The organism is Mycobacterium sp. PTI7, assembly GCF_056679845.1.
Genome location: NZ_CM155252.1, coordinates 1,279,452 through 1,292,818, shown reverse-complemented (window position 1 = coordinate 1,292,818; position 13,367 = coordinate 1,279,452). Strand labels below are relative to the sequence as shown.

The 13,367-nt window shown below is 68.5% G+C and carries 17 protein-coding genes; 8 read left to right on the top strand and 9 right to left on the bottom strand.

The genetic code is table 11. The features are described 5' to 3' along the window. Positions 1 to 7: 7 nt before the first annotated feature. A complete protein-coding gene (gene dapA / locus AC1MEY_RS06285) occupies positions 8 to 856 on the bottom strand; it encodes a 4-hydroxy-tetrahydrodipicolinate synthase (protein ID WP_480231330.1) in 849 nt (282 codons plus the stop codon). 111 nt (positions 857 to 967) lie between these two features. Beyond that, a complete protein-coding gene (locus AC1MEY_RS06280) occupies positions 968 to 1,744 on the bottom strand; it encodes a FadR/GntR family transcriptional regulator (protein ID WP_480229838.1) in 777 nt (258 codons plus the stop codon). Between the two features lie 76 nt (positions 1,745 to 1,820). Here AC1MEY_RS06280 and AC1MEY_RS06275 point away from each other — a divergent pair, with 76 nt between their 5' ends. The 6 genes from AC1MEY_RS06275 to AC1MEY_RS06250 all read left to right on the top strand — a co-directional run bounded on the left by AC1MEY_RS06275 (position 1,821) and on the right by AC1MEY_RS06250 (position 6,294). Next, positions 1,821 to 2,750 (top strand): proline iminopeptidase-family hydrolase, encoded by a 930-nt coding sequence (locus AC1MEY_RS06275; protein WP_480229837.1) that lies wholly within the window; start codon positions 1,821 to 1,823, stop codon positions 2,748 to 2,750. 47 nt (positions 2,751 to 2,797) lie between these two features. Then, positions 2,798 to 4,207 (top strand): APC family permease, encoded by a 1,410-nt coding sequence (locus AC1MEY_RS06270; RefSeq protein WP_480229836.1) that lies wholly within the window; start codon positions 2,798 to 2,800, stop codon positions 4,205 to 4,207. 17 nt (positions 4,208 to 4,224) lie between these two features. Then, positions 4,225 to 4,809 carry a tRNA-specific adenosine deaminase gene (locus tag AC1MEY_RS06265; protein ID WP_480229835.1) on the top strand — a complete coding sequence of 195 codons (585 nt, stop codon included), beginning with the start codon at positions 4,225 to 4,227 and terminating at the stop codon, positions 4,807 to 4,809. 126 nt (positions 4,810 to 4,935) lie between these two features. Beyond that, positions 4,936 to 5,268 carry a hypothetical protein gene (locus tag AC1MEY_RS06260; protein ID WP_480229834.1) on the top strand — a complete coding sequence of 111 codons (333 nt, stop codon included), beginning with the start codon at positions 4,936 to 4,938 and terminating at the stop codon, positions 5,266 to 5,268. 479 nt (positions 5,269 to 5,747) lie between these two features. Then, on the top strand, positions 5,748 to 6,032 hold the full coding sequence (locus tag AC1MEY_RS06255) for a hypothetical protein (RefSeq protein ID WP_480229833.1): 285 nt from the start codon (positions 5,748 to 5,750) through the stop codon (positions 6,030 to 6,032). 1 nt (position 6,033) lies between these two features. Further along, complete coding sequence (locus AC1MEY_RS06250; protein ID WP_480229832.1) at positions 6,034 to 6,294, top strand: hypothetical protein; 261 nt, start codon at positions 6,034 to 6,036, stop codon at positions 6,292 to 6,294. A 3-nt stretch (positions 6,295 to 6,297) separates the two neighbouring features. On the opposite strand, the gene AC1MEY_RS06245 is transcribed toward AC1MEY_RS06250, so the two are convergent. From AC1MEY_RS06245 to AC1MEY_RS06235, 3 genes are read right to left on the bottom strand one after another with little or no spacing between them, the layout of a single operon-like run. Then, positions 6,298 to 7,506, bottom strand: coding sequence for a winged helix-turn-helix domain-containing protein (locus AC1MEY_RS06245; protein WP_480229831.1), 1,209 nt, complete (start codon positions 7,504 to 7,506; stop codon positions 6,298 to 6,300). Then, positions 7,503 to 7,982, bottom strand: coding sequence for a dihydrofolate reductase (locus AC1MEY_RS06240; protein WP_480229830.1), 480 nt, complete (start codon positions 7,980 to 7,982; stop codon positions 7,503 to 7,505). Before AC1MEY_RS06240 ends, AC1MEY_RS06245 begins: the two co-directional genes overlap by 4 nt. Beyond that, complete coding sequence (locus tag AC1MEY_RS06235) at positions 7,979 to 8,779, bottom strand: thymidylate synthase (RefSeq protein WP_480229829.1); 801 nt, start codon at positions 8,777 to 8,779, stop codon at positions 7,979 to 7,981. The genes AC1MEY_RS06240 and AC1MEY_RS06235 overlap by 4 nt, the downstream gene beginning before the upstream one ends. Before the next feature lie 100 nt (positions 8,780 to 8,879). On the opposite strand from AC1MEY_RS06235, the gene AC1MEY_RS06230 reads away from it, so the two are divergent. Together AC1MEY_RS06230 and AC1MEY_RS06225 are read left to right on the top strand one after the other, a co-directional pair. Then, positions 8,880 to 9,617: a dienelactone hydrolase family protein gene (locus tag AC1MEY_RS06230; protein ID WP_480229828.1), complete on the top strand. Its 738-nt coding sequence runs from the start codon at positions 8,880 to 8,882 to the stop codon at positions 9,615 to 9,617. A gap of 56 nt (positions 9,618 to 9,673) precedes the next feature. Next, positions 9,674 to 10,588 carry an HpcH/HpaI aldolase/citrate lyase family protein gene (locus AC1MEY_RS06225; RefSeq protein ID WP_480229827.1) on the top strand — a complete coding sequence of 305 codons (915 nt, stop codon included), beginning with the start codon at positions 9,674 to 9,676 and terminating at the stop codon, positions 10,586 to 10,588. On the opposite strand, the gene AC1MEY_RS06220 is transcribed toward AC1MEY_RS06225, so the two are convergent. Genes AC1MEY_RS06220 through AC1MEY_RS06205 form a run of 4 tightly spaced genes read right to left on the bottom strand, consistent with a single transcriptional unit; the run spans position 10,582 to position 13,317 of the window. Beyond that, on the bottom strand, positions 10,582 to 11,034 hold the full coding sequence (locus tag AC1MEY_RS06220) for a hypothetical protein (RefSeq protein WP_480229826.1): 453 nt from the start codon (positions 11,032 to 11,034) through the stop codon (positions 10,582 to 10,584). The two genes, AC1MEY_RS06225 and AC1MEY_RS06220, sit on opposite strands and share 7 nt — an antisense overlap. Positions 11,035 to 11,094: 60 nt before the next feature. Beyond that, positions 11,095 to 11,883 carry an SDR family NAD(P)-dependent oxidoreductase gene (locus AC1MEY_RS06215; RefSeq protein ID WP_480229825.1) on the bottom strand — a complete coding sequence of 263 codons (789 nt, stop codon included), beginning with the start codon at positions 11,881 to 11,883 and terminating at the stop codon, positions 11,095 to 11,097. A 16-nt stretch (positions 11,884 to 11,899) separates the two neighbouring features. After that, complete coding sequence (locus AC1MEY_RS06210) at positions 11,900 to 12,301, bottom strand: flavodoxin family protein (protein ID WP_480231329.1); 402 nt, start codon at positions 12,299 to 12,301, stop codon at positions 11,900 to 11,902. A gap of 50 nt (positions 12,302 to 12,351) precedes the next feature. Beyond that, positions 12,352 to 13,317 carry a DUF1214 domain-containing protein gene (locus AC1MEY_RS06205; protein WP_480229824.1) on the bottom strand — a complete coding sequence of 322 codons (966 nt, stop codon included), beginning with the start codon at positions 13,315 to 13,317 and terminating at the stop codon, positions 12,352 to 12,354. Between the last annotated feature and the right edge of the window lie 50 nt (positions 13,318 to 13,367).

Genomic DNA, 13,367 nt, shown 5'->3' with positions numbered 1-13,367 from the left:
GGGGCGGTCACGTCAGCACCGCGGCTGCGCGCATGTCGGCGGCCAGTTCCTCGAGTTGTTCCCCGGTGGCGGGAACCTGCGGTAGCCGGGGTGCGCCGGTGTCGATGCCCAAGAGATGTAGTCCCGCCTTCGCCATGGTCACGCCGCCCAATCGGGTCTGCGCGTCGTTCAATCTGCCCAGTGCGACGTGATATTTCCGCGCGGTGCCCACGTCGCCGGACGCGAACGCCGACCACATGCCCCGCAGCTGGCTCGCCGCGACGTGCCCCCACACACTGATGAACCCCGTCGCCCCCATGGCGAGCCACGGGAGGTTGAGCGCGTCGTCGCCGGAGTAGTAGGCGATGCCGGTCTCGGCCATGATCATCGCACCACCGTGCAGGTCGCCCTTGGCGTCCTTGATCGCGGCGATGTTCGGGTGCGCCGCCAGGACGCGGATGGTGTCCCATTCGATGGGTACCACCGACCGGGGCGGGATGTCGTAGAGCACGTTCGGCAGCGCCGTCGCGTCCGCAACCGCCGTGAAGTGCCCGATCAGGCCCGCCTGCGGCGGCCGCGAGTAATAGGGCGTCACCACCAGCAGCCCGTGCGCACCCTGGCTCTCGCAGGCCTTCGCGAGGTGCACGCTGTGGGCGGTGTCGTAGCTGCCCGCGCCGGCGATGATGCGGGCGCGGTCGCCCACGGCCTCCAGCACGGCCGCGAGCAGTGCGATCTTCTCGTCGTCGCTGGTGGTCGGCGACTCGCCCGTGGTCCCGGAGACCACCAGCCCGTCGCACCCCGCGTCGACCAGGTGCGTTGCGACCTTCTTGGCGGCGGCCAGATCGACGGAGCCGTCCGGGCCGAACGGCGTCACCATGGCAGTAAGCACGGTGCCCAGCCGTGCATGCGCATCGAATCCGCTGGTGGTCACGGGGTCGAGATTACCCGGCGACCGTCGGCGATCAGGTGCGGCGTACCCCGAATCCGGTCAACCCTCGAGCACACCGGCGCGACGCATCGCGGTGGAGATGTTCTCGAAGTCGATCGCGACGTGGGCGCGGGCCAGTGCGTCGGCGTCGTCGCCCCGGCCCGCGGCGATCGCGTCGACGAGTTCGACGTGCTCGTGCAGCGAGCGCAACTCCATCTCGCGCATGGTCGACGGTTCACCCCAGACGTGCGCGGGCGCCCCGATGCTGACCGAGGCCTCGAGGTCCAGCAGCACCCGGGTCAGCACCGGGTTGTGGGCCGCCGCCATGATCGCCAGGTGCAGGCGGCTGTCCGCCTGCTGCGCGTCCAATCCGCTGGCCGCCGCCCGGTATCCCTCGAGCATCGAGCGCAACGCCGACACGTCGTCGTCCGAGCGGGACTCGGCCGCGGCGCGGCACACGGCGCCGTGCATCCGGCAGATCGCGTCGCAGCGGTCGCGCAACTCGTCCAGTCGCATGGTGAGGATCCGACCGACCGCCGCGGTCGACGACTCGGGCCACTGGTCGACGACGTAGGAGCCGCCGCCGCGGCCACGGCGCGTCTCGAGCAGCCCGCGCTCGACCAGTCGTGCCAGCGCGGTGCGCACCGTCATCCGGCCGACCCCGAGCGCAGCGGCGAGGTCGCGTTCGACGGGCAGCCGTGCGCCGGGCAGGTATTCCCCGATCGCGATCGCGGTGACCAGGCGATCGGTGATCTCGTCGGCGCGTGAGGGCATCGCGAGCTGGCGGGTGAGGAGGCCATGCCGAGGGGACGTCGGCGCAGAGCTGGCGTCGGCCATGGTTGATCATCACCCCTTCTCGTCACCAGAATGTTAATTGTCATTTTTGGTCTTGCAAGGAGACCTTTACGGGTCCATGCTGATCGCCATGCAGGTCACCGAGCGCACCGTGCCGTTTCACGATCACGAAACGTGGGTCCGCACCAGCACTCCCGACGTCGTCACCGACGGCGCGCTCCCGCTGATCGTGCTGCACGGCGGACCGGGCATGGCGCACGACTACGTGCGCAACCTCGCCGACCTCGCGGACCAGACCGGTCGGCTGGTCGTGCACTACGACCAGATCGGCTGCGGCAGGAGCACGCACCTGCCGCAGGCGCCGGCCGACTTCTGGACGCCGGAGCTGTTCGTCGAGGAGTTCCACGCCGTCCGTGCCGCCCTCGGCATCGACGAGTACCACGTCCTCGGCCAGTCCTGGGGCGGCATGCTCGGCGCCGAGATCGCGGTCCGCCGGCCGGAGGGGCTCGCCTCGCTGTCCATCTGCAACTCCCCCGCCTCCATGGCGCTGTGGATGGCGGCCGCAGCGGAACTGCGCGCCCAGCTCCCCGAGGACACCCAGCGTGCGCTGGACCGCCACGAGCAGGCCGGCACCATCACCGACCCCGAGTACGTCGCCGCAACGCAGGAGTTCTACGTGCGCCACGTGTGCCGCGTGACGCCCATGCCCCAGGACTTCGTCGACAGTGAACGGCAGATGGAGGCCGAGCCCACCGTCTACCACACGATGAACGGCCCCAACGAGTTCTACGTCCTCGGCACTCTCGGCTCCTGGACCATCGTCGACCGTCTCGATCGGGTGGAGGCGCCGACGCTGGTGGTGGCCGGCGAGTTCGACGAGGCCACCCCCGCGACCTGGGCGCCGTTCGCCGAGCGCATCCCCGGCGCCCGCAGCCACGTCTTCCCGGGCGCCAGCCACTGCACGCACCTCGAACAGCCCGACGAATTCAGGGCGGTCATCGCCGACTTCCTGTCCCAGCACGACACCCCGGCCTCAGCCCACGCCTGATCAGCACCCCACATCGGCACCACCCACGCACGAGACAGGACCCCCGCATGTCTGACTCCGACATCAAGGCCACCGAGGCGATCAAGGCCAACGAGCGCGAACTCGAATCGTTCGGCTACACACAGGAACTCAAACGTTCCGTCTCCACGTTCGACCTCCTGGTCTACGGGCTGGTGTTCATGGTGCCCATCGCGCCGTGGGCGATCTTCGGCACCGTCTACAACAGCGCGTCGGGGATGGTGCCGCTGGTCTACGTGATCGGCCTGGTGGCCATGGTGTTCACCGCGCTGGCCTACGCGCAGATGGCCAAGTCGTTCCCGCTGGCCGGGTCGGTGTTCTCCTACGTCGGCCGCGGCATCCACCCCGGCGTCGGGTTCTTCGCCGGCTGGGCCATCCTGCTCGACTACCTGCTGGTGCCGACGCTGCTCTACGTGTTCGCGGCCGAGTCGATGATCGGGCTCTTCCCCGACACGCCGCGTTGGCTGTGGGCCGACGTGTTCGTGGTGGTGAACACCATCATCAACCTGGCGGGCATCGGCTCCCTGAAGATCGCCAACCGCGTCTTCCTCGCCATCGAGCTGGTGTTCGTCGCCGTGTTCATCGTCATCGCGGTCCGCGCCATCAACGGTCAGTCCCTGCCCAACGTGGGGTGGAGCACCGCCCCGGTCTGGAATCCGGAGACGGTCAGCGCTCCCCTGCTCGCCGCGGCGCTGTCCATCGCGGTGCTGAGCTTCCTCGGCTTCGACGGCATCTCGACGCTCGCCGAGGAGTCGACGGGACGCAAGAATCCGGCCGGCCGGGCCATGATCATCGCGCTGTTCGTGGTCGCGACGCTGTTCGTCACGCAGACCTGGCTGGCCAGCCTGCTCGCCGGTGGCCGGGAGTCGTTCAGCGACGACGAGATGGGCAACGCCTTCTTCACGCTGGTGCAGGCCGCGTCCAGCACCGGTTGGATGAACGCGTTCTTCGCCGTCAACGTGATGGCGGTCGGCTTCGCCAACGCGATGGCCGCGCAGGCCGCCACCAGCCGGCTGCTCTACTCGATGAGCCGCGACCGGCAGCTGCCGAGCTTCCTGTCGAAGATCAGCAGCCGTCAGGTGCCCATGGCCGCGCTGCTGTTCGTCAGTGCGATCAGCCTGGTGCTGGTGCTCTTCTTCGTCGGCCAGATCGGCCTGATCTCGTCGCTCGTGAACTTCGGCGCGCTGTTCGGGTTCTGCCTGCTGCACGTCTCGGTCATCTGGTACTACGTGGTGCGCCAGAAGTCGAAGAACTACCTGCTGCACCTCGTCGTGCCGGTCCTGGGCTTCGTGATCATCGCCTACGTGCTGTTCAACGCCGACGTGCTCGCCAAGATCGGCGGCCTGGTGTGGCTGGTGCTCGGTGCGATCGTCTTCGGGGTGAACGTGGTCCGCGGTCACGGGGTGCCGAAGTTCTCCGACGAGACGACCAAGGCCTAGCCGCCTAGGGTTCGGGCATGAGCCCGTCCCCGACGTCCCGCCTGCTCGACGTCATCGAACACGACGTCCTGCCACTCACCACGCGCGGTGTGGCCGACGGGAACAAGGTGTTCGGCGCGGCGATCCTCCGCAAGTCCGACCTGTCGCTGGTGGTCGCGGGCACCAATGCCGAGACCGAGAACCCGCTGTGGCACGGCGAGATCAGCACGCTCAATGCGTTCTACCGGCTCGCGGAGCGACCGCCTGCGTCGGAGCTGATCTTCCTGACCACGCACGAGCCGTGCACGCTGTGCATGTCGGCCATCACGTGGGCCGGGTTCGACAACTTCTACTACTTCTACAGCCACGAGGACTCCCGGGACAGCTTCGCGATCCCGCACGACCTGGTGATCCTCGAGGAACTCTTCGGCCTCAAACCCGGTGGGTACCGCCGCAGCAACGCGTTCTGGACCGCGTACTCGATCGACGCGCTGATCGACGACGAGGACGAACCGCTGCGCGGCCGGCTGACCGAGCAGGCCGCCCGGCTGCGGTCGCGCTACGACGAGTTGTCGCGGGACTATCAGGACACTAAGGGCGACAACGACATTCCGCTGGCGTGATGACAACAGGCCCTGGCACGACCGCAGAATTCGATGCAGAATCAATGCGGTTCTCCATTGGATGCAGCAGATCAATTATTGAGCAGTGAACCACTTCCAACTCACGTACACGACGATGCGGAGAAGATGACCGACCCATTGAGCCAATCGCGTTCTGAGTGGCGCGAGGACACCACCTCGAGCCCCCATCGGACACCTTTGGTCTTCAGCGAGATCGAGGAGCTGCGCAGGAGAGGCTTCAACCAGAGCGAGATCGCAAAGATGTACGGCGTTTCGCGTCAGGCGGTGTCGTGGCACAAGAAGGTTTATGGCGGGAGCCTGACTCCGCGGCAGATTGTGAATCTAGAGTGGCCCTGGCGCACCACCAATCAACACGGGAAGTCCAAGGTGTACCAACGCCTTCGCGACCACGGCGAGTTCCGAGTCACCGCCGGCCGCGGATGTCGGCAGGCAAGCTGAAGCTCCTTAAATCGTGGTGGCGGGAACTGCACGGCGGAAATGTGGTGATCGAGTTCGACCCTGAGATCGCACCACGCCCTGGAATGGGCGGTGGAGGTTTCGCGTATCGGCGGCGAGCAGCGTCGGACGACAACCTGCTAATCCGTATCAATGAGCACACCACCCTCACCGAGAGCGGACGCGCGATCTGGTGCTGGCCGTCCGATATTGGCGTCCTCTTGCGAGGCTGAGCAACATGGAGCAGCGAGTCAAAGAGTCGCCGTCGCATAGCTCCAACGGTTCTGGCAGGAACGATCGAGCGTCTTGGTGCGAAGGACCGAAAGCGCAGGTAATGCAGATAGCCTCCGGCGATCTTGCGAACGGACCGCTGGCGGCGATCGCGCTACAACGACTCGCCGCTGGCGTTCCAGGTCATACGGGCAAACAGGACATTCCGCAGGCCTGAGACGGAACCGGCGCACACCAGGTATGCAGGGACCATGACTCTTCGACCCGCTCGGCGCCCGTTCGACGGAGATGACGACCCCGCCTTCGGACCGCAGTACGAGACTGCCGACGGGACCGTCATCATCCCGGTGTCGAAACCGGTCGGCATCTTCGTGATCAAGGACGGCAGGTCCACGTGGCGACCCGCCACCGACGACACCCGCGTCGCTCTGGCGGGCATCCTGGTCGGCCTCGTCGCGACTGCGTTCGCCGGCCTCACGCTGGTCCGCCGTCCGCCGTGGCCGGACCTCTACGGCGAGGTGTCCAAGCGGGTGTGAGGTGGACTACCCGTTCGAGTGCCTCGACGCGGACCAGAGCCGCCTCCTGGACGCTGTCGTCCGCCGCAGAAATCCAACACTCGCCGAGCGCCTCGACCGGGACCGGACGCTGTCGCGCACGGACGCCGAGATGATCGTGACGGTCCTCAACGACGAACTCCTGAACTCACTTGGCGAGGACTGGGAGCCCACGACGTACGGACTAGCCGTCAGCCGCGTCCTGACCCGTGTGAACAACGCGCGAATCGACCTGTGGGAGTGACGTTTACAGCGCCGCGCGCAGCGCGTCCACCAGGTCGCCGCGCTCCCCGACCACCACGTCGGACAGTCCGAGCCACGACGCCATCGACCGAAGCTCGACCGCCAGCGCGGCCGCGACGCGCACCGCGCCCTGCCCCGGCTCGGTGAAGGCGCCCACCACGTGCAGTTCGTCCCGCAGGCGCTCGGCCTTGAGATCGACGCGGCCGACGAGCCGTCCGTCGAGGAGGAACGGCCACACGTAGTAGCCGAACTGCCGCTTGGGCGCGGGCGTGTAGATCTCGATGCGGTAGTGGAAGCCGAACAGCCGCTCGACGCGCGGCCGGAAGAAGACCAGCGGGTCGAACGGGCACAGCAGCGCCGTGCCGCGGTCGCGGCGCGCCACCGTCTGGCCCACCCGCAGGTACGCCGGCGCACCCCACCCGTCGACCTCGACGGGCTCGAGTTCGCCCTCGGCGACCAGCGCGGCGATGGCCGGCTTCGCCTGCTTGGCGCCGAGCCGGAAGTAGTCGCGGATGTCGGTCTCGGTGGCGACGCCGAGCGCGGTCGCGGCGCGCAGCGTCAACTCGCGCAGCGCCTCCTCGTCGTCGACCTCGCGCGCGACCACCTCGGCGGGCAGCACCCGCTCCGTCAGGTCGTAGTGCCGGGCGAACCCGACCCGGGTGGCGGTCGTCAGCACGCCCGACGACCACAGCGCCTCGGCGACCCACTTGGTGTCGCTGCGGTCCCACCACGGACCCTTGCGTCCCCGCGGCTCCGACTCCAGGTGCGCCTCGATCTGCCCGGCCGTGGACGGTCCGAGTTCGGTGACGGCGGCGACGACGTCCTCGGCGAGCTTCGCGTTCTTCCGGACGATCTCGGTGCCCCACCGGCCGTGCTCGTACTCCCGCATCCGCCACCGCAGCAGCGGCCAGTCGTCGACCGACATCAGCGCGGCCTCGTGCGCCCAGTACTCGACGAGCAGTCGCGGCGAGCGCGCGCTGTGGCTCCACGCCGCCCGGTCCAGCACGTCGCGGTCGTACGGGCCGAGACGGCTGAACACGGGTGCGTAGTGGGCGCGCACCGACACCGACACGGAGTCCAGCTGCAGCACCTGCAGGCGCGAGACCAGCCGTCGCAGGTGGGCGCGGGTCACCGGTCCGGCGGGCTTCGGCTCGGCGAAGCCCTGGGCGGCGATGGCCGTGCGCCGCGCGGCGTCGGCGGTGAGTCGGGTCATGCCCTGACGTACGTGGAGAACCGGTAGCGCAGGCCGGACTCGCTGATCAGCCAGTCGCCGTCGGTTCGGGCCCACTCCTCGTCCAGGACGGGTGCCACGGCATCGTCGTCCTCGCGGGGCAGGTCGACGTCCACCTCGGTGACCTCGCACCGCGTCGCGACCGGTAGGGCCAGCGCATAGATCTGCGCCCCGCCGATGACCCAGGTCTCGGCGTCCAGCGCGGCGTCGAGGTCCCCCACCACGGTCGCGCCGTCCGCTCGATAGTCCGCATCCCGCGTCACCACGACGTTGCGGCGGCCCGGCAGCGGCCGCACCTTGGCGGGCAGCGACTCCCACGTCAGCCGGCCCATCATCACCGAGTGGCCCACGGTCAGCTCCTTGAAGCGGGCCTGATCCTCGGGCAGTCGCCACGGGATGCCGCCGTCGCGGCCGATGACACCCGAGGTGGATTGCGCCCAGATCAGCCCGACGCTCATACGGCGACGGGTGCCTTGATGCCCGGATGCGGGTCGTAGTTCACGACGGCGATGTCGTCGTAGGCGTAGTCGAAGATCGAATCCCGCTGCGCAAGAACGAGTTCCGGGTAGGGCCGCGGATCGCGACCGAGCTGCAACGTCACCTGGTCGACGTGGTTGTCGTAGACGTGGCAGTCGCCGCCGGTCCACACGAACTCGCCGACCTCCAGGCCCGCCTGCGCGGCCATCATGTGCGTCAGCAGCGCGTAGCTGGCGATGTTGAACGGCACGCCGAGGAACAGGTCGGCGCTGCGCTGGTACAGCTGACACGACAGCTTGCCGTCGGCGACGTAGAACTGGAAGAACGCGTGACACGGCGGCAGCGCCATCTGGGGGATCTCACCGACGTTCCACGCCGAGACGATGTTGCGCCGCGAGTCCGGGTCGCGCTTCAGCAGTTCGAGGGCGGCACTGATCTGGTCGATGTGCTCGCCCGACGGCGTCGGCCAGGAGCGCCACTGGACGCCGTAGACGGGGCCCAGATCGCCGGTCTCGCTGGCCCATTCGTCCCAGATGGTGACGCCGTGCTCGTGCAGCCAGGCGACGTTGGAGTCACCGCGTAGGAACCACAGCAGTTCGTAGATCACCGACTTCAGATGCACCTTCTTGGTGGTGATCAGCGGGAAGCCGGCGGCGAGGTCGTAGCGCAGCTGGTGGCCGAACAGGCTGCGCGTGCCGGTGCCCGTGCGATCGGCCTTCGGTGTTCCGGTCTCCAGGACGAGCCGCAGGAGATCCTCGTACGGGGTCGGAATCGGCACGCGTCCAGTTTAGTGCAGGGCCGAGGAGTAGAACGTAAGGGCGAGCGAAGCGACGGGAGAGTCGCCGGGGCGAGCGAAGCGACGGGAGAAAACCAAGACCATGCCGACGATCAACGACGTCATCACCACAGCCGACGGGGCCTGCCCCGTGACACTCAGTACACCGGACGGCGAGGGTCCCTGGCCCGGCGTCGTCCTGTACCCGGACGCCGGCGGCACCCGACGGACCTTCGTCGACATGGCCGAGAAGCTGGCGGCCCTCGGCTACGCCGTGCTGGTCCCCGACGTCTACTACCGCGACGGCGACTGGGCCCCGTTCGACATGGGGACGGTGTTCAGCGATGCCGACGAGCGCAAGCGCCTGTTCGGGATGATCTCGCAGATCACCCCGCCGATCATGGCGAGCGACGCCGCGGCGTTCTTCGACTACCTCGAGGCTCGACCCGAGGTCGGCGGCACGAGCTTCGGCACCACGGGTTACTGCATGGGCGGCCGGACCTCGCTCGTGGTCGCGGGCCGGCTGCCGGAACGGGTGGCCGCGGCCATGTCGTTCCACGGCGGCGGCCTCGTCACCGATGACTCGGACAGCCCGCACCTGTTCGCCGACGTCATCTCCGCGACGGTCTACGTCGGCGGCGCCACGGACGACGCGTCGTTCACCCCCCAGCAGGCCGAGACGCTGGACAAGGCGCTCACTACGGCCGGTGTCGAGCACACCATCGAGTTCTACGACGCCGCACACGGATTCGCGGTCCCCGACAACGGTCCGTACGACGAGGCGGCCGCCGAACGGCACTGGCAGGCGATGGCGAGCGTGTTCGGCGCCGCGCTGCGCTGAGCGGGTTTCACCGACCTGTTTTGCCACGTCGTGGGCCGGTAGGCGACGATTGGCCGGTGTACGACCAGACGTTCTCCGAATCAGACGACAGCGACGCGGGATTCCGCATCGATCCGGTGCTCGCACGCAGCTGGCTGCTGGTGAACGGCGCGCAGTACGAGCGGTTCGCCCCGGCGGCGCACTCCCGCGCGGACATCGTCGTCCTCGACATCGAGGACGCGGTGGCGCCCAAGGACAAGGCCGCCGCACGGGACAACGTCACCCGGTGGCTGGGCGAGGGTCGGTCCGACTGGGTCCGTATCAACGGCTTCGGCACCCCGTGGTGGGCCGACGACCTCGAGACGCTGGCCGACACGTCCATCGGGGGCATCATGCTGGCGATGGTCGAGTCGGTCGACCACGTGACCGAGACCGCGAAGCGCATCCCCGGCGTGCCGATCGTCGCGCTCGTCGAGACCGCCCGCGGGCTCGAACGCATCACCGAGATCGCCGCGACCAAGGGCACGTTCCGGCTGGCCTTCGGCATCGGCGACTTTCGCCGCGACACGGGATTCGGGGAGAACCCGGCGACGCTGGCCTACGCCCGCTCGCGGTTCACCATCGCCGCCAAGGCCGCACACCTGCCCAGCGCCATCGACGGGCCGACCGTCGGGTCCAGCGCACTGAAGCTCAGCGAGGCCACGGCCGTGTCCGCGGAGTTCGGCATGACCGGCAAGATCTGCCTGACGCCGGATCAGTGCTCGACGGTGAACGAGGGACTCTCCCCGTCTCAGGAGGAGATCAGCTGGGCCAAGGAGTTCTTCGCCGAGTTCCAGCGCGACGGCGGCGAGATCCGCAACGGATCGGACCTGCCCCGCATCGCGCGGGCGACGAAGATCCTGGACCTCGCGAAGTCCTACGGCATCCACGAGTCGCAGTACGGCGACGACGACGGCCACGTGGCCGCGCCGTCGGACACCTACCACTACTGATCGCCGGAGCGCCTCAGAGACCTGACGGCCCGCACGATGCCGCGGGCGGCGTAGATGCCCGCCAGCACCGACGCGATGACCATCACGATGAACATCAGCAGCCAGTTGGTGCGGCCGTGCGGGACGTTCCACCACACGATGGTGAAGAGGATGCCGCAGAGGAACAGCACGATGTCGCGCCAGTTGCCCTGGTAGGACGTCGCGATCTCACGCATCGACCGGCTCTTGTCGATGCCGGCGATGATGTCGTCGATGCGCATGTCGATGACCCGCTGCAGTTCGGCCCGGCGTTCGGTCTGCTCGGGCGGCAGGCTCTCGAGCAGCTCGATGTCCTTCTTGATGGTGCCGCGCAGATCCGGCGGGCGCAGGTTCCCGGCGGCCGCGCCGAGCAGTGCTCCTCCTGCGATCGGTGCACCGGCTAGGGCGAGTTCGGCGAATCCAGGCATGCTTCTCCTCCGTCAGTCCAGCGGGTCTCGACCGTATCGGAGACGGACGCGCGGCACGTACTACTGCGCCAGGAATCCCCCGTCGACGGGCAGCACGGCGCCGGTGACGAACGAGGCGTCGTCCGAGGCGAGGAAGGCGATGGCGCGGGCGACCTCGACCGGCTCGCCGAGACGTCCCATCGGGTGCATGCGCTGGACGTCGTCGAGGTACTCCGCCCCGCCGGGTTCGCCACGCAGCGCGATCACGCGTTCGGTGCGGATCGTCCCGGGCGCAACGGCATTCACCCGGATGCCGCGGTCTGCCCACTCGACCGCGAGGTGCTTGGTCAGACCGGTCGCGACGAACTTCGCGGGACCGTAGGACGCCTGCCGCTTCTGGCCGGCCAGACCGGAGATCGACGAGAGGCACACGATCGCCCCACCACCGGTGGGCACCATCGCCTCGATCGCGAACTTGCAGGTGAGGAACATGCCCCGCCCGTCGACGGCCATCACCTCGTCCCAGTCCGCGGTCGTCGTCTCCGTCGCGTCGCCGAGGGTGATGATGCCCGCATTGGCCACCAGCACGTCGAGCCGTCCGTATCGATCGGTGGCCGCCGCGATCATCCGCCGGGCGTCGGCCTCGACCGAGACGTCGCCGATCACGGTCTCCACGTCGGTGCCCTGCTCCCGGAGCCGGTCGGCGAGCGCGAGCAGCAGTTCGCCTTCGACGTCGGTGACGACAAGCCGGGCGCCCTCGCGGGCGAACAGTTCAGCGGTCGCCCGGCCGATGCCCATCGCCGCCCCGGTGACCAACGCCGATTTGCCGGCCAGCCGCCCGGATCCTTCAGTCCCACCGCTCACGCTCATCCACGTCCTCGTCGGCTCAGTCCATCAGCTGGGCGGCGACCGTCGCGCCCAGGTTCCAACACGCATCGACGTCGGCCTTGCTCGGCTTGCCGGAGACGACGACGTCGTCAGCGGCGCGGGCCCACCCCAGGCCGGCGGTGATGCCGGTGAGGGCGCGCTCGGCGCCTTCGGTGCCCTCGTTGCCGTGCAGGTAGACCCCGAAGGGCCGTCCCCGGCCGGTGTCCAGCAGCTGGTAATACGACTGGTCGAACGCATGCTTGAGCGCGCCGCTGAGGTAGCCGAGGTTGACCGGCGTCCCCAGCACGTACCCGTCGGCGGCGAGCATCTCGACCGGCGACACGGTCAGGGCGGGTCGGCGCATCACCTCGACGCCCTCGATCTCGGGCGCCGTGGCACCTGCGACGACCGCCTCCAACATCTCCTGGCAGTGCGGTGACGGGGTGTGGTGGACGATCAGTAGGAGCGGCACTAGGTGGCCGTGTCGGCGTCGGCTGGCACGAGTGACGGCACGGTCCACGTTCCGTCGAGGTATTCGGCACGCGGTCGGTACAACCGGATCAGGTAGTTCCAACCCGTCGGGGTCACGATGCAGTTGGGCGGTACGTCGCCGTCGGCGTCGGCGCGGAACCGTACGGTCGTCGAGCCGTCGCCGTTGCGCACTCCCGTGACGCTGTTGACGGAGTACAGGTTCCGCGCGTTGGGCTCGAAGAACCCATCTGCGTTGTAGACGGACACCGACCAGAATGCATCGACGGGGACGTTTCCGAGCGTCAGGTCATGGGAGCCTGGCGGCAGACCGGGGTCGACGCCGACGTAGGACGCCTCCGAGGTCGGGAGCCCTCCCCAGCCGGCAGCAGTGGCGATGAGGTGACGTACCGGGTCCACCTCGTCCCGGGCGCCGAACGACCGCTCGAAGCCGGTGAGCCCGCGGGCGAGGTCGAGGAGGGACTGGCGCGTTCGGTCCAGACTCGACTCGTCGTAGGCGGGCGACGCGAACGGTTCCGACGACCCGGTCTCGAGGACGATCCTGTCCTGCAGGGCCCGCACGGCGGCGACGTCGACGGGATCGAGCGGGTCGACGAGTGTCCGCACCCCGACCATGGCGTACCGCGATCCGCAGCGTTCGCGCGTCAACTGATGACGGCCCCGATCGTGCAGGATCTCGTTGATGAAGTGATCCTCGTTCACGACCATGACCGACATGTACCGGTCACCCGCATCGGGCAACGTCAGCCACGCTGGCTCCGCGAGGTCGACGACGGCGAAGCTGTACAGGGTGTCGCGGTTCAGGCGGATGACGGTTTGTTCGTCGATCGCTGCGGGCTCACGGTTGTGCCGGAACACGCCGACCCCGCCGGCATCGGCCTGGATGTCGGCGAACATCCGGTGTGTCTCCGCGCGGGTGAAGTTGTCGGCGTTGACGAGGGCGTCCATGCTCGGGCCTCCGATCCAATGATCCACCGGCTCGACGCGACCGCTGGTCG

Excerpts from the sequence above, each read along its gene's own strand:
- dapA (WP_480231330.1), bottom strand. The coding sequence starts at position 856 with ATGGTGACGCCGTTCGGCCCGGACGGCTCCGTCGATCTGGCCGCCGCC.
- AC1MEY_RS06280 (WP_480229838.1), bottom strand. The coding sequence starts at position 1,744 with ATGGCCGACGCCAGCTCTGCGCCGACGTCCCCTCGGCATGGCCTCCTC.
- AC1MEY_RS06275 (WP_480229837.1), top strand. The coding sequence starts at position 1,821 with ATGCTGATCGCCATGCAGGTCACCGAGCGCACCGTGCCGTTTCACGAT.
- AC1MEY_RS06270 (WP_480229836.1), top strand. The coding sequence starts at position 2,798 with ATGTCTGACTCCGACATCAAGGCCACCGAGGCGATCAAGGCCAACGAG.
- AC1MEY_RS06265 (WP_480229835.1), top strand. The coding sequence starts at position 4,225 with ATGAGCCCGTCCCCGACGTCCCGCCTGCTCGACGTCATCGAACACGAC.
- AC1MEY_RS06260 (WP_480229834.1), top strand. The coding sequence starts at position 4,936 with ATGACCGACCCATTGAGCCAATCGCGTTCTGAGTGGCGCGAGGACACC.
- AC1MEY_RS06255 (WP_480229833.1), top strand. The coding sequence starts at position 5,748 with ATGACTCTTCGACCCGCTCGGCGCCCGTTCGACGGAGATGACGACCCC.
- AC1MEY_RS06245 (WP_480229831.1), bottom strand. The coding sequence starts at position 7,506 with ATGACCCGACTCACCGCCGACGCCGCGCGGCGCACGGCCATCGCCGCC.
- AC1MEY_RS06240 (WP_480229830.1), bottom strand. The coding sequence starts at position 7,982 with ATGAGCGTCGGGCTGATCTGGGCGCAATCCACCTCGGGTGTCATCGGC.
- AC1MEY_RS06230 (WP_480229828.1), top strand. The coding sequence starts at position 8,880 with ATGCCGACGATCAACGACGTCATCACCACAGCCGACGGGGCCTGCCCC.
- AC1MEY_RS06220 (WP_480229826.1), bottom strand. The coding sequence starts at position 11,034 with ATGCCTGGATTCGCCGAACTCGCCCTAGCCGGTGCACCGATCGCAGGA.
- AC1MEY_RS06215 (WP_480229825.1), bottom strand. The coding sequence starts at position 11,883 with ATGAGCGTGAGCGGTGGGACTGAAGGATCCGGGCGGCTGGCCGGCAAA.
- AC1MEY_RS06210 (WP_480231329.1), bottom strand. The coding sequence starts at position 12,301 with ATGTTGGAGGCGGTCGTCGCAGGTGCCACGGCGCCCGAGATCGAGGGC.
- AC1MEY_RS06205 (WP_480229824.1), bottom strand. The coding sequence starts at position 13,317 with ATGGACGCCCTCGTCAACGCCGACAACTTCACCCGCGCGGAGACACAC.